Origin of the sequence: Thorsellia anophelis DSM 18579, assembly GCF_900111395.1 — a bacterium.
GTDB classification, from domain to species: Bacteria; Pseudomonadota; Gammaproteobacteria; order Enterobacterales; family Thorselliaceae; genus Thorsellia; species Thorsellia anophelis.
The window spans coordinates 148,138-167,529 of sequence record NZ_FOHV01000006.1 but is presented as its reverse complement, the minus strand read 5'-3'; the positions used below and the strand labels follow the sequence as shown (position 1 = coordinate 167,529).

Below are 19,392 nucleotides of genomic sequence, written 5' to 3'. Positions count from 1 at the left end.
ATCTATGTTAAGTAATCAGGCTAAATGCCAACGTGAAAATGGTTTTACATTGCTTGAAATGATGATAGCGATAGCGATTTTTGCTGTGCTTAGCCTCAGTGCTTTTACGGTTATGAGACAAATGCTCTTGAGTGATGAGCGGTTAGATGAAAAAACGGTACGCTTAACTGCTATTAACCAAGCGCTATTACAGATGGAACAAGATTTTACCAGTATTGTTCCTAAAATGGCCCGCGTCGGTTATGACAGGGAGAGAGAAGGTATGCTGGTTTCTATTAAAAGTCGAACTGAGGCGAATGATGAAATTTATTTTACGCGTAATAGTTGGTTTAATCCAGGACTTATCCTTCAACGCTCGGAGTTAGTTCGTGTAGGGTACCTGTTAGAGGATGGGAATTTAGTTCGGGAATATTACACATTTGTCGATAGAGTCCCAAATGCAGAGGCGAAAAGACGGATTGTTTTAACGGATGTGAATGCACTCAAATTTCGTTATTTATACCGTAATCAATGGATCTCTGATTGGCAAGATAAAGAAAGGCTACCAGATGCGATAGAAATGACGCTGACAAGCGAACAAGATGGGGTGTTAACTCGCCAATTTAAACTGAACTCTGCTGTAAGTGAGCAGGACTAACAGATGAAAGACAAACGCGCTCATAATTTAGATAGCCAAACAGTGAAATCATCTAAACAAAGCGGTATGGCGTTGCTTGTTGTGCTGCTACTCATTGCTGTGATGACGACCATTGGGGTGTTAATGAGTGAGCGATGGTTTTCTCAGTTAAAGCAAACAGAGTTTCAACAAAGAAGTTTACAGGCTAAATGGTACATGCTAGGCGCAAATGAGGTGATTCGTGGGGTCTTATGGCGAGATTTAAAAGATGATGAAAGCCATACACATTTAGGACAATACTGGGCAAGCGAGATTAATCAATTTCCGCTTGAAGAGGCATTGTTAAAATTTGAGATAGTTGATGCCTATAGCTGTTTGAATCTTAATGCTGTGAATCAAACCCTAGAGTCTTCTGAAACCCCTACTGAAGGCATAGATACGTATATTTTTGATGTTTTTGTTAATTTATTTGCGCAAAGTGGCGTTGATGCCTATGAGTCAATTGAATTAGTTGTGAACTTGCAAGATTGGTTAGATAGCAATGATGAAGTCAGACCGTATGGTTCTGAAGATACGTATTATAGTGAACAAAATCCACCTTATTTAGCAGCTAATCAACCTTTAGTGGATATGACAGAACTTAGATTGATTAAAGGGTTTACGCCAGAGGTAATAGATAAAATCATGCCGCATGTATGTGTACTGCCAAGAAATAATATCAGCCTTAATGTTAATACTCTAACCGCTGATGATGCAAAGCTCCTCAGTAGTGCTACGTTAGGTGTGTGGGATGAGGGATTTATAGAGCAGCTAATAGCAAATAGACCAAAAACAGGGTGGTCTGATTTAACTGATTTTTATAAAGATGCCGGATTGATGAATGATGATCCTATGAAAGCGCAATTAGATGCTATTTTAGTGGTGCATAGCCAATATTTTATCGCCAATTTATCATTGCAAATTGAAGAGAGCTTGTTTACAACGCAAAGTTTATTTTATCGTTCGAAGGATGGCGTATCTGTCATTAATACAAAAATAGGGGCGCTGAGTGATTAAGCTAAAATCTACATTCAACAAACGCGAGAATAAACATTCATTTAAGCATAATCAGACGCTGATTGTTTATGAATTACCGTACCTGTTAAATGAGTTCATGATTGAAAATGAGCAGGAAAATTTGCCGAAATATCAATACTGGTTATGTGACGCACAAAAAGTCATCATGCATACTGGTCTATTAACCCATCTTAATGAGCTCACTCAACTGGGAATGAACCTCCAAAATATCGATGTGTACTGTATCATTGCAAACCACCATGTTTACATTCACACTCTGACTATCCCTGGAAAGTTAACGCCTGCACTCATTGAGAGCTTAAAGTTCCAAGTAGAACATGATCTTGCTTCAGAAGTCAATCATTTACGCACCATCTTACTCAACAAGAATGCTAATGATGTCACGTTTGCATTAATTGATGAAGCGAGGCTAGAGCACACCTTATCCACATTTTCAAACCTCAATATCAAATTATTAGGAGTATTCATTGATGCAATGGTATTACCAATAAGTCAAGATCAAATAAGTGTGTTCATCGATAGTCAAACTCAAAGTACTTTATGGCGGTTTAGTCAATTTGATTATTCAATGCTTCCTGTAAGTACGCTTAATCACGTATTACCTGAAAAACTACAAGCATTAAGTGATAACCATGCAGGTGGATTAAACACAGATGAAGAATTCACAGATACACTCCAAGTTTATTATGCAGCACCAACTGCAATGGGGTATCTTGAAGAACAAGTTTTGCCACTGTTAAGTACATTTAAATTAAAGCAAATTCATCCACCAAAATTAATCACCATACCTGGATTATTCTTTGATTGGCTGTCTAATCAGAATCCCAAACAGTTACGTCATCATAATTTATTGCCACTTATCTATCAAAGAGGTCAAAAGAAGCGCGGGTCTATCTTTGCTAGCCCCTTTTGGGGATTAGGAGGGGCGGTTATTTGTTTAGGATTAATCTATTTGGTTATGGCACTTGCAATTAGAAACCAACAGCTTGATATGAAGACTCAAAGTGTTATCAGGATGCATAATCAAGTGTTTAATCAAAAATTTAAGACATTAGGTGAGGTAAGTCAAGATTTGAAACAACGTCAAAAAACACTTGAATTTGGTGAGGCGCCTAAGCAATCGCTCTTTGATTGGTATCAATACTTACCAGCCATATTTGATGAGGGCTTAACTAACAGCGGACACATGGTGGTGACTCAGATGCATTTTTTTAGAGAGAAAAATGAACTGAGAATTGGTATTGAAGTTGATTCTCACCAAAGATTGAATCAAATTAAAATGAAAGCTGCTCAATACTTTACGTTAATAGAGTCGCAAGCGACTGAACGTAATAGCAAAATTGAGACAACACTGATATTAAAGTCAATTGAAGTTAATGAGGAGTAATACCATGATAAACAAAATGAAATATTCCTGTGATTCTTATTGGCAACAAAAATCCAAGTTAGAAAAAAAACTACTTATTGTGCTGATGTGTTTAATTAGTGTGGCAATACTTTGGTTAGGCGTTTATTCCCCTATTAAAAATGCAGAGATAAATCTTACTACTAAGGAGCATAAGCTTGAGGTGATGATTAAGCAAATTAATCAATTAGCACCATATGCAGCGCATTTTAAAGGGAGCGTAATAAGTGAGCAACCTATTGAATTAAATGAATCTGTTTCAATTAGTGCACGAGATGCAAATATTATTATTGAGGAAAGTCAATTAAAAGAAGGAGTGATGATTGTTAGCATTCGTGAAGTTGCCTTTGATACCTTAAATGTTTGGTTAGCCTCACTCGAAGATAATCATAATATTTTAGTGCTGAGTATTGAAGTGACTCCTATCAAAACTAAACAAGGGATCGTATCGGTCAAAAATTTACAATTATCGCGAGTGGATGTTTAACCGTTAATTTTACATTGAAGCCGCCATTAGATTCATCGCTAGCACGATGGGGAGATGAAATGCTTCGTGTAAGTTCTTTTATATCTATCGCTTAATAACAAGTTGAAAAATTGAATGAAGAAAAAAATTGCTATAGGCTTATTCATCGTATTTTTTTACCTATTTTTTTTAATTTTGCTGATGCCTGCGCGTATTCTTATCTCGTTTGTTCCTTTGCCAGACGATATCGAACTTCAGCACATAAACGGAAGTATTTGGCAAGGTGAAGTCATCAATGCACTTGTGCTAGGACAACCGATTGAGTCTATTAAGTGGCGGTTAGTTTGGTTTGAGCCTCATTTTTCCAGCATTAAACCGATGGTGGCGTTAACCATTCAAGCGGAGAAAGGTATTTCCATGCAGGGTAATGTTAACTTACAAAGGCCTGTCAAGATGAATGATGTACGATTAGAGTCTGATTTAGCGGCATTACATAGACGCATTAAATCATTTATAGAAATGAATGCGCATAGATTTCCTAAAAATGCTCCTGCAATCAAACAATTTAATACGCTTCCTCTTAAAATAGAGGGGAATATGATAATGAACATTGAATCAGCAAGTGCTGAATTTGCTCAATGCCATACATTAAATGGCAATATAGCCTTGACTCAGCTCAAGGTTGATGCGTTTGGTATCAACGTTAATTTAAACGAAGCCAGTACCCCCGTCACTTGCCAAGATAATCAATTAATCTTGAATATGAATCAACTGAGTGACGAAATTAAAATGAACTTATTAACGAAATTAGATATTAAGACAGGTCAATATAGTGTCGAAGGGCAAATAGAACCCCAATTGCAAATGCCAACTAGACTTCGGGTTTTAATAGGGCAGTTGCCAGGTACTGAATCGTTAAAAACAATTCAAGCTTCAGGGAAATTATAACATGCTCCTCACTTTGTTATCTGATTTGGATGATTATGTTCAATCATTATTCATGTTGTTTGAGCATTATCCATTATTTAAATTAGGATTATTTGTGATTCTAGGGGCACTCTTAGGCAGCCATGCAGGGATGCTGAGTGTTAGACTTCCCCTTCAAATTAAGCAAGAGAGTCAATTTGTTTGTCACAATGGTGAAAAAACGCAGTGTCAATACTCTAATAACGACTCATTAACGCACGCTTCTAATGACAAGGCGCTACTCTCAAAAAAGCGCTCGCATTGTCTTAATTGTATGAGCTTAATTCCTTTTTACCACAATGTTCCTATCCTTAGTTATATAGTATTAAAAGGAAAGTGTGCAAACTGTCATGCACCTATTTCTAAACAGTATCTATGGATTGAAATGCACATGCTAGTGCTATTTTTTTGTATCGGGTTATTGCCTCAAATAGGATATGAGACGATTGCATTTTTAGCGATTACGTATTTTACGGTTATTTTATTATGGATAGATAAGAAGCATTTCTTATTACCAGATGTGTTGACTCTCTCCTTACTCTGGATGGGGCTTTTTTTTAATCTTTTTGAGTTATTTGTACCCTTACAGGATGCGGTAATAGGTGCAATGGTCGGCTATGCTAGTTTGTGGGGAGTCAATAAGCTCTTTTGTATAGTTAGAGGATATGACGGAATGGGGCAGGGAGATATGAAGTATTTTGCTGCGATTGGCGCCTGTATTGGCACGCATTATCTTTTGCTTATCTTGACGCTTTCAGCGGCATTAGCAATTATACATACATTATTAGATGCTTTATTTATGCACAAAAAAAAGCTAGGTACCAATAGTGAGCTAGAATCGTCTAAACAGTATCAATTAAATATTAACGGCTCAGACAATTCAATCAACAATAAGCAAATGATTGCATTTGGTGTTTATTTGTCTATTAGCTTTTGGGGAATATGTTTTTATCAATTTTTAATCTGAGTCATTTATCCATTTTGCTTTATACACCAGGCCTGAAAGACGTAGTTTTACAGAAAAATGGATAAAATAATGATTCAATTTTAGGCTGTTTAAGAATTTAATGCAATTATGGTGCGTTTATCCCGCATCAATCCGCAGGCGATAAACCTTGCCACTAGAGAATTTAAATTCTTTTTGCTTTGTGCAAATACGCTATGAACACAACATATTTCAGCGCTGAATACTTTATTTTAAATCGATTTAATACGCATTAAAGCGATTTTGCAACATTAATGAATCCACTTAGCATAGAATTAAGCTCTTCGCATCTTTCTTCAAGTTTATCGGGGTCATTGGCTAATTCAGCAGAGAGTTGGCGATAAACCGTATCATTAGCGAGTTGTAATTTACTCAATCCTTCAGCCCCAGGCGATGTTAAAGGGGTAACATTCCAGCCTTTATCTTCAGCAGCATTAGTCACCGCTTTAATTAATTTATCATCAGTTGGAATATCAGTCTTTTGGCATTGATGCTTAAGTATTTTTGCACCGGCTACAATTGAAACCAGCATTTTAAGCTGTGTTTGCTCTGCTTGACTTAAATCATTTTGCTTAGTTGCGGTTTGTTGGCATCCAGATATGAACATCATCATGGTCATTGAAGATGCTAGCACTAAATACCTTGGACGTTTAAAAAAATTAAAGCAAATATTCTGTAGTTTCATAAACTATCTCTGAATCAATCATCTGATAAATAAGGCTAAAAATAGGTTTGATTATTTCCTGCCATAATAATATTCAACTATGTGCCATTGAATGAGTTATAAAATACCAATCTCACTATAAAAAATAGTGAGTTAGCTTTATATGCAATTATAGCAAGTTACATCAGTAAAATGCTAATCATTCCATGTTAAAATAGTGACTATATTCTATTTAGGTTAGGCTAAATTTTTATATCCAGGCGATTTTTAATCCAAAAAAACAAAAAATTTAGTTAGTCAAATAAGCAAATTTAATTTTCCATGCGTGCATCTTTAAGCTCAGGTAGTATAAAATCTAAGTATGCTATTGATAGTTAGAATTTAAGGATAGTAAATTGATTTTTAATAATTTAAAGGGAATCTTATGAAAAAATATTTAATTGTCGGTGCGAATGCAGCAGGATTGTCAGCTGCGGTGAGAATACGCAAGCAACATAAAGATGCGAGTATTACTGTATTAGAAAAAAGTGAGGTCATCTCATTTGGTGCATGTGGGATACCTTACTATATTGGCGGGGAATTTGATGACTTAGACAGAATGAGCGCAAGAGAATATTCTGATTTTGTTAAGTTAGGAATAGAGATTAAGCTCAATCACACAGTGATTGCAGTTGATACAGACCAAAAAAGGGTAAAAGCAATAGATGCCGCGGGCAGTGAGTCTGATTTTGAGTTTGAGATGTTATTACTTGCTAGCGGCGCATCCCCTATTAAACCTACGATTGAGGGTATTGATTTACCAAATTGTTTCACAATGCATTCACAAGCAGATGCCATTAACATAAAAAAGGCCCTTAATACGACTGATAAAGTAGCCATTATAGGTGGTGGATTTATTGGTATTGAAGCTGCCGAAGCGTTCAAATTACAAGGTAAATTTGTAACCTTAATTGAATATAGTCCAAATTTACTAGCCAGAACATTTGACCCTGAAATAACCGATTTACTTACTCAAGAGTTAAAAAATAGCGGGGTTGAGGTCTTGACTGAGCACAAAGTACTTAAAATTGCGAAAAGTGGGCCTTACCTGAAAGTGATAACAGATAAAGTGGCAATTGAAGTCGACACAGTTATTTTAGCAGTTGGATTTAAGCCTAACACTGATTTTTTAAGTAATACAGATATCACGCTAAATGAACAAGGCGCAATTTTAATTAACGAGTACTGCCAGACTACTGCTCCTAATATTTATGCCGCTGGGGATTGTGCAATCGTCCCTCATAGAATCAGTAAAAATAGCTATATTCCACTTGCTACGACCGCTAATAAACTGGGGCGTTTAGCTGGAGAAAATATGTCTGGTAATCAAAAGGCATTTATAGGCACACTTGGTGCAAGCGGAATTCGAGTGTTTTCTTTAGAGGCAGGCAGAGTGGGGATAACAGAGAAGGATGCAAAAAATGCCAACCTGGATTATGCAACTGTCTTTATAAAAGATAAAAATAGGACGGACTATGTTTTACCCCAAACCGATATTGTGATCAAACTTATTTATCATAAAATAACAAAAAAATTGCTTGGCGGACAAATTTGCGGCTCTTATGAAGGCGGGGCGATTGGAAGAGTTAATGCTTTATCTGTAGCAATTTATTCCGGTATAACTGTTGAAGAGCTTGGTAGTATGGACTTTGTTTATGCACCACCTTTTGCGAGAACTTGGGATGCGTTAAATATAGCAGGTAATGTTGCAAAATAATCGAGGCCGTTATGTTTGTCTAAAAGAATGGATTAGTCTAAAAAGAGCTCATAAATTAGAGTTGCATATTGTATGAACTTTGCTTCTATTTTGTGCTTTTATCGTTTTCAGCTTACCCCCCTCACCTGGTATGGGCAAGGGGGTAAGATCCATAGATGTAAGCAAAAAACAGTAAAGTCAGCCTATAGATTATTAGTTTAGGTTATAGCCAAGCGCATAAAATGTGACTAATGCTAAAGCAATAATAATCGTACCAAGATTAAGTTTACGCCACTCTTTTGCAGCTATGCGGCCAATGACTAATACAGCAAATCCAATCATAATCCCTGTTACGATATTTGAAGTAAGCACAATAAAGACTGCGCAGATAAGGCCAGACATCGCATCAACTGAATCTTTAAAATCAAGTTTAGTGACATTACTTAGCATTAACATCCCTACATACATCAAAGCAGGTGCTGTGGCGTAAGAGGGGACGAGCGCCGCAAGTGGGGAGAGTAAAATCATAAGTAAAAATAGGATACCAACCACAATCGCGGTCAATCCAGTTTTTCCGCCAGCAGCTGTACCTGATGCTGATTCAATATACACAGCAGCAGGGGAGGTTCCGACGAGTCCTGCAAAAATACTACTCACAGAATCAGCGCTTAATGCTTTTCCACCATTAATGATTTGGCCTTCTTTATCTAATAAATTTGCTTGTCCAGCTACCGCACGAATAGTCCCTGTTGCATCAAATACAGCTGTCATGACTAGCGCAAGGACAGTTGGCAATATCGCAAGATTTAAGGCGCTTTTAATATCTAATGCAAAAAATAAGGACCCACCGTTTTCAGCTGTTAATGAGGGAAGGGCAGCAATCCCTGCATATTTTACATTCGGATCAAAAATTAAACCAAGGATTGATATGGCTATCATTACCAATAAAATTCCGCCTGGAATTCTTAATTTTTCAACACCAATCATGGCTGCTAAACCAACTAATACCATAATGCTTGAAAATGCAGTAAAGTCTCCTAGAATAACGGGTAAACCAGGGTTAGGGTTTTTAATAATAAGATTAACTGTGTTGGTTGCAATTAAAAATAAAAATAAACCGATACCAATCCCTGTGCCATGTGCAATCCCCATTGGCATATTACGCAAAATCCAACTACGAATACCCGTTATGGATATCAGCGTAAACACTAACCCCATAATAAATACAGCCGCAAGCACGGTTGGTATAGGCAGTTGTTGATATTTAACCATTCCAAAAGCAGTAAAAGCGGTTAAAGAGATAGCACACCCAATAGCCATCGGTAATTTTGCCCAAAATCCCATAAGTAGGGAACCAAAGCCTGCAACTAAGCAAGTTGCAATAAAGACGCTATCTCTTGGAAAACCTGCTTCACTTAGCATATTGGGAACAACAATTATTGAATAAACCATGGCTAAAAATGTTGTTAAACCAGCCAAAACCTCTGTTTTAAACGTTGAGTGTCTTTGAGTGATATTGAAAAAATTATCTAGAAAACTTGTTTTTGTGGGGGGAAGTTCGGATGACATAGGATTCCTCTTACTTGCGTCATGTCATTAAAAAATATTGGTCGTCGTATTTTTTAAGTGCTAACTGATTGGTTATGATCGGTTAGCACTAGCAGTGCTGTTAATACATAAAATGTTAGCGGCTCAATGAATTGCCCAAATATTCACGTATAGTTGTTAAGATACCTCTTACAACTTTAGCATTACCTGCAACAAGATTACCTGAGTCTAGATAGTGATTATCTCCAACAAAGTCAGTAACGACGCCGCCAGCTTCACGCACAATTAACTCACCTGCCATAAAATCCCAGGGTTTTAATCCAATTTCAAAATAGCCATCGACTCGTCCACATGCAACATAAGCTAAGTCTAATGATGCACAACCAGTGCGCCTAAAGTCAGCACAATGGACAAATAGCGCATTAACCATACTCATGTAGTTCTGAGTGAATTGTTTATATTTAAAAGGGAAACCAGTAGCAAGTACTGTTCCTTCAATTGACTTTATATCTGCCATGCGTAAGCGGTAACCGTTTAATTGTGCGCCTTGGCCTCTTACAGCAGTAAAAAGTTCATTACGGATAGGATCGTATACAACAGCGACCTCTGTGCGGCCATTTTGACGAGCAGCTATTGAAACAGCGAAATGAGGAAATCCTTTGACAAAATTAGTCGTACCATCAAGTGGATCGATTACCCATTGAATACTATCATCTGAACCAAGTAGCTGACCACTTTCTTCACCAATAATGGTGTGTTCTGGATAGGCCTTTTGAATAACTTCTATGATAGCTGCTTCAGCTTGTTTATCAACATTTGTTACGAAATCATTTTGTCCCTTTTGAATAGTTTCAACTGCAGAAGGGTTTGATAAATGTTGTGTGATAATGGTGCCTGCGCGCCTTGCAGCACGGACAGCAATATTGAGCATAGGATGCATATTTTAATCCACTTAATGTTAAAGAACGGTTAATAAGAACAAGAAGCAGGTCATTACCTACCTCTCATTATATTTTAACATATGCGAGATGGAATCATTCTATTTTTTTAAAATAAATCTTGTGGGTTAAGATAAAACATTTTTTTCCATCCATGAGTACTAGAATCAATTCTCCAAGGATGGGGGAATATGCTAAAAACTGAGTAGTGTAGGTGTGCAGGTTTACCCTTTGCATTACCGGTATTACTGACAAAACCTATGGGTTCACCTTGAAATGCTATCAAAGGGGCATGGCTTGCCTCTGACAAATGTGCATAGTAATGAAGACGTAAGCTTCTATCTAACATGATAATGATATGTCCACCGCGTTTGATATTACCTTGAAAAATGGTAATTCCATTAGTGGCAGCTAAAACAGGTTGTCCCTTTTTAGCAAAAATATCAATCCCTTTGTGAACGATTGATGCACCCCAAGGTTCATGCCAGAATGTTTTGGGATTCCAATCTTTAGCAGATGCATCTTTAACTGGAATCATGACATTAGCAGGTAAAATATAAACATTTATCAGAAGTATGATAATTATTAGGTATCGTTTTTTTTTGAAAATAGCGTTAAAAATAAGGCTAAATCTCTGCATGTAGGTTTATCTCTTAATTTTGATTATTATCATCAAAATTATACCATAAAAAAGCGCAGCAGATAATCTGCTGCGCTTTTGAATATTATGTAACCTTAAAGATAATTTTCAAGGTTGCATCAATTAAAATTATCTTAAGCCTTTTTAAATTTACGATAGAAGAATTTTTCTGCTTCAACAATCACAAAAATAGACAGACCAGCTAGGAAGGAAATACCTAATTCTTTAAATCCTAGTGGAGCCGTTTCCATCACTGTATTGATAAACGGTAAATAAATAATGGCAATTTGTAATACCAATAAAATGCCTAGTGAATACCAAAGGACATTATTTTCTTTAATCGTTGGCGTGATTGAAAACTTAGTTATTTCTCTACAGCAGATCATATAAAATGCTTGAGCGAATACTAGGGTTTGTAGGATAGTCGTTTGAATCGTCGCAAGTTCTGCCCCTGCATTTCGTAAAATACCGCCTATCAAGAAGCCAAGCAAACCGATAATAAATGATACATACGTTACCCTAATAATCGCATAGGTGTTGAGTATATTTACCTTCGGATCTCTTGGCTTACGTTGCATGATATCTTCTGCATACGGTTCATACCCTAGTGCAAATGAAAGAGTAATTGTTGTAACCATATTTAGCCATAGAATTTGTACTGGCGTGAGTGGTAACTCTATCCCTGCTAAAATTGAGATAACGACTAATAATCCTTGAGAAAATGCAGTTGGTAGTGCAAAGAAAATCGCTTTTTGGAGATTATCATAGACTCTACGACCTTCTTTTACAGCTTTAACAATCGTTGCAAAATTATCATCTGCTAAAACCATATCAGCTGTATCTTTAGTAACTTGAGTGCCTTTAATACCCATAGCTACACCAATATCTGCTTTTTTAAGTGCAGCAGCATCATTTACACCATCACCTGTCATCGCTGCAATTAATCCATGGTCTTGGATTGCACTGACTAGACGAAGTTTGTGTTCTGGTGTTGTCCTTGCAAACACATCATGAGTTAAGACAACATCTCTTAATTCCTCATCAGTCATTTCTTCAAGTTCTTTTCCAACAAGGGCTTTATCATAATGTTCAATACCGATTTCTTTTGCGATTGCAATAGCTGTTTCTTTATGATCCCCTGTTATCATTTTAACACTGATACCAGCTGATCTTGCAATTCCTACTGCCTCAATCGCTTCAGCTTTTGGTGGATCGATAATGCCATATAGGCCAGCAAAAACCATATCATTACTTAGATCGTCATGAGTAAAACTTTCAGTGTCATTTGACACTTCTTTAAATGCAGCAGCTAATACCCGCTGTCCTTTTTTTGCGTACTCAACAATCTTGTCATCCCAATACTGTAAATCTAAGGCAGTTGATGCGTCCCCTTGAAGCTCTAATTGCATCATTGAAAGTAATACATCAGGCGCACCTTTTAGATAAATAAAACGCCTATCATTGATGTCTACGAGTGTTGCCATGTATTTATATGCAGAGTCAAAAGGGATTTTATAAAGTGTATGATTATCTTGGCTAAGATTAGCTTTATAACTTAATTCAAGTAAAGCGGCCTCAGTCGGATTACCGATAACTTCCCTTTTCCCATTGTGGTAATCAATTTTAGTATCATTACAGTAAAGGCCAATCTCAAGCAGTCTTTGCATGCCTATGCTGCTTTCTTCCCATTTAATAGGTGCTGCTAACTCAGTATAAACTGTTTCTTTGGTAATCACAGAAACCACACTCATTTCATTTTTAGTGAGTGTTCCTGTTTTATCTGAGCAAATGACGCTCATGCTGCCTAATGTCTCAACCGCTGGCATTTTTTTAATGATCGCTTTTTCATACGCCATTCTACCAACGCCCATAGCTAAAATAATCGATAAAACAGCAGGTAGGCCTTCAGGTACTGCTGAAACAGCAAGTGCAATCATTGCTGAAACCAGCTCGGTAGATGAGAAATCTCTAAACATTAAGCTAAAGACTAATAAAAAGGCAATTAAAATGGCTAATATGCCAAATATTTGCTTATTTAGCAGCTTCATTTTTTGAATCAGAGGAGTTACCGTCTGGTCAACTGATTTCAAGCTTTGGCTTATTTTGCCAAGCTCTGTTCTATCACCGGTTTCAACGACAACACCTTTACCTGAGCCGCTATTGACTAATGTACCAGAAAAAGCGAGATTGATTCGATCTCCTAGATCAGCATCGCCTTCAATCGGCACATTATTTTTTTCAATTGGAACAGACTCACCTGTTAAGATAGCTTCTTCAACGACTAGGTTGTACGCTTCAATGATTCTGATATCTGCTGGCACAATATTACCAGGACTTAGTAGTACAATATCCCCAACGACAAGTGTTGAAGCATCAACTACTACTTTTTCAGAATTAACGAGAATAGTGGCATCTTCACTCATCATATTAGTTAAGCTATTGAGTGAATTATTTGCTTTGCGTTCTTGTATATAACCTATAATGGCATTAATCACTACGACTAAAAAAATGATGATCATTTCAGTATAGGCGCCAATTGCACCTTTAAGAATACCGGAAGCAATTAAGACATATATTAACAAATCATTAAAATGTTTAATGAATTTTTGAAACTCAGTCTCTTGTTTTCCTTTTGTTAAAAGGTTTGGACCATTTGTCTGCAGTCTAGTGTCTCGCTCAGCTTGTGACAGACCACTTTGATTGGATTTAGCCTTTGAATATAGGTCATCCAAAGAGAATTGATACCATTTAGTCATACCTTTATGCCTCTTCTAAAAATCAAATAAAAAAATTTGTTATCTTCGACATTGTACCTAAAATATCGATTAATTATTAGCATCTGTATCAATCTATTTTTAAATAGTTGAATATCGATTGCAACTGAAAAATGCATTAATCTGCAATCAATCTATAAAAACTCAATGTATGCTTAAAGTAACTTGATTCAAATAAGATGTGTTGTAAAAAATAATTGATATTTTTCTTTCGACATCCTCCTCCTGCTAAAGCAATGGGATTTCTGCTGCGTATCTTCAATTACATAAAATCTGAATAAACAGTTTCTAGGATGGTAGATAGTATGTTGTCGCTATTGCTTATAGTAGTTAAAGGGATTTTGACAGTACCTTGTCAAGCTAAATCAAATCAGGAATGTCATCTCATACGCTTTGCGATAAGTTTTATCTTTTAAAAATAGGATGTTGAATTTAAAATTGAATTAGTCATATATGGAAAATTAAAATGAGTGATAATAGTTAAGATAGATATTAATTTGGCAGTGATTTTTGTGTCTAAATGTGGTAAATGATTTAATATTTTTTGATTTCTTGCTATTCTGTAGGCTGAAATCGACCTAGATGCATTATCAATAATTCATTTTATTGCCTACTTTAAGGATGCGCGTTAACATGACTAAACCGAAAAAAACAATTAAAGAAGATAAATCATTGAATGAAGTAGCAAACAATGAGTTTAATAACCAAGAAAATAAGACGCCTAATGATGACGTCAATGAGGATATGTCTTCAGAAAATATCGTAACTAGCCAAAATTCGGACTTTGTTGAAGAAAGTGATGGTGAAAAAGTACAGGATAGTCAAGTAGCAGACTCATCAAACCTAACTGATACTAACCAGAGTGAAATCAATACGCAATTAAATACTGATAGTCATGCTATAAATCAAGGAAATACACAAGAAATTAACAGGAGCACTAAAATGTCTAAGACCCCTTTAGTGATGTCATTATTAGCTTTAATTACCACGATTGGTGCTTCAGCAGCGCTGTTTTATTATGTTAATCAGCAATCAGCCAAGCAATTAGAAGTGATAACGACTCAGTTCCAAGAAAGAGAGCAGGCGATTAGAAAGGAAATGGAAGCGCTTAAAACAACATTGGATGAAAAAAATAGAGCCGCTGAAAATGAAAATAAACGAGTGATGAGTATTAGAGATGAATTTGAATCGGCTTTACAAACATTCGAAAAGCAGCAAGCTAACATACAAAGAACCTGGACTATAGAGCAAGAAACCGCACAATCACAAATTGCAGCGATTGAAGATAAAGTCAACCGTCTGGCAACGCAAGATAATACAGCTTGGCTTGTTTCGCAGGCTGATTTTTACATTAAGATGGCAGCAAGAAGGTTATGGTCTGAAAAGGATGTTTTAACTGCCATGGCATTATTGAAAACGGCAGATAGTAGCCTCGCTGAAATGAATGATAGTAGCTTGATTCAAACGAGAACTGCAATTGCCTCTGATATCGCAGCGCTTGCAGCTTTAAATCCTCCTGATATAGATGGTATTGTTGCAAGAATGTCTACACTCTTAAATACAGTTGACACGCTAGTGCTGAAGCCTGAGTTTAGATGGGTAACAGATCACATAAATGAAACGACAGAGCCTACTAATTCGATAAGTGATTGGCGGCAAAATTTGATGGCGAATTGGCGTAATTTTTCTAACGATTTTATCTCAATTCGTAAAGTGGATGGTGCGGCAGAACCAATTTTAATGCCTGAGCAAGTGGTTTATTTAAGAGAGAATATTCGAGCCAGGTTATTGTTAGCAACACAAGCAGTATCACGTCGTCAAGATAGAGTGTATCAAGATACAATTAACGATGTTTTAACTGTGATTAATCAATATTTTGATGTTGATGACAAACAAACACAACATATTATTAGCGAGTTATCTGAACTTCAAAAGCAGCCTCTTGAAATGACACTGCCTGAAAAGTTTCAAAGCGCAGAGCTAGTAGCGAGATTAGTGCAAGATAGAGTGACTAAATGGGTTAACCAACCAGTTAACCAGGCAAATTCAGAAGATGCACAATCTCCTTCGAATGAGTCACACAATTCCACTCATTCGTCAACAACTACGCAATAAGAGGCAAAGATGACCAGACTACTTATCTTATTTGTTTGTGGCTGTATTGCACTTGCATTAGGTCCTTTATTAGTTGGTATGCAAGGTGAAGTTTTTATTCAAATTGCAAATTATGAAATTAGAACATCTGTAACTTATGCTGTAGTGATGCTTTTAGCTCTTTGGCTTGCCTATTGGTTTATTAGCCGCTTAATTTTTGGTGTGTTAAGAAGAACTAAAATTGGATTTAATTGGTTTGGTAATCGGAAAATTAAAGCTTCTAGAGAGCAAACACAATTGGCATTATTAAAATTTCTCGAAGGTGATTATCGTTCAGCTGAGAAGGCACTTATTAAAGGGGCAAAACATGCCGATATGCCAGCTTTAAATTATCTTCTAGCAGCTGAACTTGCTCAAAAGCAAGGTAATTTAGAAGGTAGCCAGCATTATTTAGTGTTGGCGTCAGATGGCAAATTTGATAATGATCTGGCAATAGATCTGACACAAATTAGGCTATTAGTTGAAAAAAATGATTTGACCACTGCTACAATGAGAATTGAAGGATTATTGACAAAAAATAACCAGCATCCTGAAGTTTTGCGACTTAGTGTTCAAATTTATCAGCGTACTCACGCTTATGAAGCATTAATTGGGATATTGCCGTGGTTAAGTAAAAATCATGTGTTTTCACAAAGCCAGGTTGAATCAATTAAATTTGATGCTTACCGAGGTTTGATGCTTAGAATAATTAACGAAGAAGGTCATGAGGCACTCATCTCATGGTGGGAAAAACAACATAGGCAGATTAAAAATGATGCCAGTAATCAGGCTGCCTTAATTGAAACCCTGCTCAATGCTAATGCGATGTTGCCAGCTGAAACTTATTTTGAACAATTTTTTAAGCAACAACCTACAGCTCGCTTGTTAGAATTAGTACCTAGGATGCAGACTTTAGATTGGAAAAAATTACAAAAGCGAATCAATAAAATAGGTAATAAGCTCAGTGATAAGATTATTGTAGATAGAGCCTTGGCTGTTATTGCAATGAAATTAGGTGAATATGTGGAGGCTGAAACGTTGTTTCGAACTATTATATTAACTAATCCAAAACAGCACGATTATGATTTATTAGCTGAATGTTTAGAGAAACTAGACAGAAATGACGAAGCAAAAGAAACGAGGCAGCTTGGAATATTAAATCAAGCTTAATCATACTTCACTAAAAAAGAACGATAATGGCGTAATGCTATTATCGTTCTTTTTTTATCATTAAATAACGTGTGAGTAATGGGTTATGTGATTATGAAATATAAGGTTCAATTGTTTAACACTATTGTATTGTCTATCTTGATGATGACATGTTTTATGGTGAGTGCAAATCCAATTTTAAACATCCAAAGAGAAGCTTATCAGCTTTATTTAAAAGGTTTAAAAGAACACAATTTAGAAGCAAGCAAAGCACAATTAATGGCTCTTAAAACCTATCCTCTGCATCGATATGCAGAGTATCGATTATTTTTACAATATTCAGATACGATTAAGCCAGACGATTTAGTTGCCTTTATCAAAGCAGAGCCAAATTCAGCTGTTAATTTAAGCTTAATTGCTTTTTTTATTAATAAATGGGGCAAAGCGAAAAACTTTGAAGATTTATTTGTACTTAGTCATGCAATCGACACGTCTCAATTTAAACTGACAACACAGGATAAATGTTATATCGGTCAAGCTCAGATGGAAAATGGCGATCTATCTTCTATCAATAAAATTGTGGATGATATTTGGTTAACAGGTAAAAGTTTACCAGATGCTTGCGATCCATTAATTACTTATTGGCAAAAAACTGCGCAAACAGATGAATTAACGTTATCAAGATTGATGCTTGCTTTAAAAAATAACAATACCTCATTAGCTGTCTATCTTTCAAAACAACTGTCAAACAACTATGATGCTTTAGAGGGGGCGTTAGCAGATATTCACAAAACCCCTAATAACCTTATCTCGATTATTGAATTACCTCCAACTTCCGAGACTCAATCAATTTCGATTGTGTTGTTCGAGCTTTTAGCAGGTCGTGATTTAGCAGAGGCAATCAAAATCATGCCTAATCTGATTACAAAGCAAAACTTATCCGAAACGCAAACTCGCTTGATTGAAGATGCCGTGTTTAAGCAGTTACTTTTTTTAAATAATCCAACCTCAGCACAATTAAAATTAAGAGAGCAATTTTTCGAAACAACGTTGAATGACGAGTTAATTGAAAACAGAATCCGAATTGCTTTAAGAGAAAATGATTGGGAAAATATTTCTAAAGGGATATCAAGATTGTCCCAAGAAAGTCAAAATAATCAAACCTGGCGTTATTTTAACGCGATGGATCTAAACAGGCGAGGAGGTGCGGATAAAATCGATCAATCAAATAAATTGTTAAATGCATTGAGCCAAGAACGTGGATTTTATCCCATGATGGCAGCGTTAAAACTTAATATTCCTTACACACTTAAAATTGTGCCGGCAAGTGGGAATAAGGAGCGTTTTATTAATGACCCTACTATTGCAAGAGTCGCTGAATTTCTTCATTGGCAGCAACACGGGCAAGCAGTACGTGAATGGATTTATTTGGTCGAACAAACACCCGCTGAAGAGCAGCCTTATTTAGCTAGAATTGCGTTAGATAATGGATGGCATCAACTTGCTGTACAAACAACGATCACTGCAAAATTATGGGATAATATTTATGAACGTTTTCCTCTTGGTTGGTTGGATATTTTTACTCAGCAAACAGAAGGAAAAGTGGTTCCTAAATCTTATGCCTTAGCAATAGCACGCCAAGAAAGTGCTTGGGCACCTGAAGTCATGTCGCCTGCAGGCGCCATGGGATTAATGCAAGTTATGCCTGATACCGCTAAACAAGTTGCTACAAAAAATGAAATTTTGACTTATACTGAATCAAATCAATTATTAAGACCTGCAATGAATATTCAAATTGGGGTGCAGTATTTACATGACCTTTTAACGGATTATGGTAATAATCGTATTTTGGCTACTGCGGCCTATAATGCGGGGCCTTCTCGAGTTAAGTTTTGGTTAAATAGGACTGGGGGAAAGGTTGATAGTGCACAGTTCATAGAATCAATCTCTTTTCCAGAAACAAGGCAATATGTGAAAAATGTGTTGTCTTTTGATATGTATTATCGATTATTGCTACAACACTATGGATTATCTACTGACGAAGTGGGTAACGTACTTTCAAAAGAGGAGCAGTTAGGAAAATATTGACACGGATTATTATGTGAATGGATGTTCGATGAAAACGTCTAATCTGCATTGCCATAAAACATATAGATGTGACTCAGTGATTTGAGGAGCCATCTGTTATGTTAAGGTCGTGATTCTGATTTTTTGTAGTGCGTAGCTTGACTATCAAATATGTCGCGTGCAGAACGTCAGTTTGTGGCAACATAATCAGCTACGTATTAATTGTAGC

15 protein-coding genes are annotated in these 19,392 nt (G+C 36.3%); 10 read left to right on the top strand and 5 right to left on the bottom strand.

The window, feature by feature from the left end:
- Positions 1-4: 4 nt before the first annotated feature.
- The 6 genes from gspJ to BMW37_RS05370 all read left to right on the top strand — a co-directional run bounded on the left by gspJ (position 5) and on the right by BMW37_RS05370 (position 5,497).
- Positions 5-637 (top strand): type II secretion system minor pseudopilin GspJ, encoded by a 633-nt coding sequence (gspJ, locus tag BMW37_RS05395; protein ID WP_093318400.1) that lies wholly within the window; start codon positions 5-7, stop codon positions 635-637.
- A gap of 3 nt (positions 638-640) precedes the next feature.
- The gene (gene gspK, locus BMW37_RS05390) at positions 641-1,672 is read left to right on the top strand and encodes a type II secretion system minor pseudopilin GspK (protein ID WP_093318399.1); all 1,032 of its coding nucleotides are present in this window, start codon (positions 641-643) and stop codon (positions 1,670-1,672) included.
- Positions 1,665-3,080: a type II secretion system protein GspL gene (gspL, locus tag BMW37_RS05385; RefSeq protein WP_093318397.1), complete on the top strand. Its 1,416-nt coding sequence runs from the start codon at positions 1,665-1,667 to the stop codon at positions 3,078-3,080. Before gspK ends, gspL begins: the two co-directional genes overlap by 8 nt.
- Before the next feature lie 4 nt (positions 3,081-3,084).
- A complete protein-coding gene (gene gspM, locus BMW37_RS05380) occupies positions 3,085-3,585 on the top strand; it encodes a type II secretion system protein GspM (protein WP_177168587.1) in 501 nt (166 codons plus the stop codon).
- A gap of 114 nt (positions 3,586-3,699) precedes the next feature.
- Positions 3,700-4,512, top strand: coding sequence for a type II secretion system protein N (gene gspN, locus BMW37_RS05375; protein WP_093318395.1), 813 nt, complete (start codon positions 3,700-3,702; stop codon positions 4,510-4,512).
- 1 nt (position 4,513) lies between these two features.
- Positions 4,514-5,497, top strand: a complete 984-nt coding sequence (locus tag BMW37_RS05370) for a prepilin peptidase (protein WP_093318394.1) — start codon at positions 4,514-4,516, stop codon at positions 5,495-5,497.
- Positions 5,498-5,747: 250 nt separating this feature from the next.
- Here the strand turns inward: BMW37_RS05370 and gspS are convergent, their stop codons facing one another.
- On the bottom strand, positions 5,748-6,200 hold the full coding sequence (gene gspS, locus BMW37_RS05365) for a type II secretion system pilot lipoprotein GspS (RefSeq protein WP_093318393.1): 453 nt from the start codon (positions 6,198-6,200) through the stop codon (positions 5,748-5,750).
- A 403-nt stretch (positions 6,201-6,603) separates the two neighbouring features.
- Between gspS and BMW37_RS05360 the strand changes: the two genes are divergently transcribed.
- Positions 6,604-7,935 carry a CoA-disulfide reductase gene (locus BMW37_RS05360; RefSeq protein WP_093318392.1) on the top strand — a complete coding sequence of 444 codons (1,332 nt, stop codon included), beginning with the start codon at positions 6,604-6,606 and terminating at the stop codon, positions 7,933-7,935.
- A 192-nt stretch (positions 7,936-8,127) separates the two neighbouring features.
- Here BMW37_RS05360 and BMW37_RS05355 read toward each other — a convergent pair whose 3' ends face one another.
- The 4 genes from BMW37_RS05355 to BMW37_RS05340 all read right to left on the bottom strand — a co-directional run bounded on the left by BMW37_RS05355 (position 8,128) and on the right by BMW37_RS05340 (position 13,796).
- Entirely contained in the window at positions 8,128-9,483 is a 1,356-nt protein-coding gene (locus BMW37_RS05355) for an NCS2 family permease (RefSeq protein WP_093318391.1), read from the bottom strand.
- 115 nt (positions 9,484-9,598) lie between these two features.
- Complete coding sequence (gene suhB / locus BMW37_RS05350) at positions 9,599-10,402, bottom strand: inositol-1-monophosphatase (RefSeq protein WP_093318390.1); 804 nt, start codon at positions 10,400-10,402, stop codon at positions 9,599-9,601.
- 107 nt (positions 10,403-10,509) lie between these two features.
- Entirely contained in the window at positions 10,510-11,040 is a 531-nt protein-coding gene (locus BMW37_RS05345; protein ID WP_093318389.1) for a M23 family metallopeptidase, read from the bottom strand.
- A 134-nt stretch (positions 11,041-11,174) separates the two neighbouring features.
- The gene (locus BMW37_RS05340) at positions 11,175-13,796 is read right to left on the bottom strand and encodes an HAD-IC family P-type ATPase (protein WP_093318388.1); all 2,622 of its coding nucleotides are present in this window, start codon (positions 13,794-13,796) and stop codon (positions 11,175-11,177) included.
- A gap of 651 nt (positions 13,797-14,447) precedes the next feature.
- On the opposite strand from BMW37_RS05340, the gene BMW37_RS05335 reads away from it, so the two are divergent.
- From BMW37_RS05335 to sltY, 3 genes are all read left to right on the top strand, one after another.
- Positions 14,448-15,929 carry a uroporphyrinogen-III C-methyltransferase gene (locus BMW37_RS05335; protein WP_177168586.1) on the top strand — a complete coding sequence of 494 codons (1,482 nt, stop codon included), beginning with the start codon at positions 14,448-14,450 and terminating at the stop codon, positions 15,927-15,929.
- A 9-nt stretch (positions 15,930-15,938) separates the two neighbouring features.
- Entirely contained in the window at positions 15,939-17,117 is a 1,179-nt protein-coding gene (locus BMW37_RS05330) for a heme biosynthesis HemY N-terminal domain-containing protein (protein WP_093318386.1), read from the top strand.
- 93 nt (positions 17,118-17,210) lie between these two features.
- Complete coding sequence (gene sltY, locus BMW37_RS05325) at positions 17,211-19,184, top strand: murein transglycosylase (RefSeq protein WP_177168585.1); 1,974 nt, start codon at positions 17,211-17,213, stop codon at positions 19,182-19,184.
- The last annotated feature ends 208 nt before the right edge of the window (positions 19,185-19,392 follow it).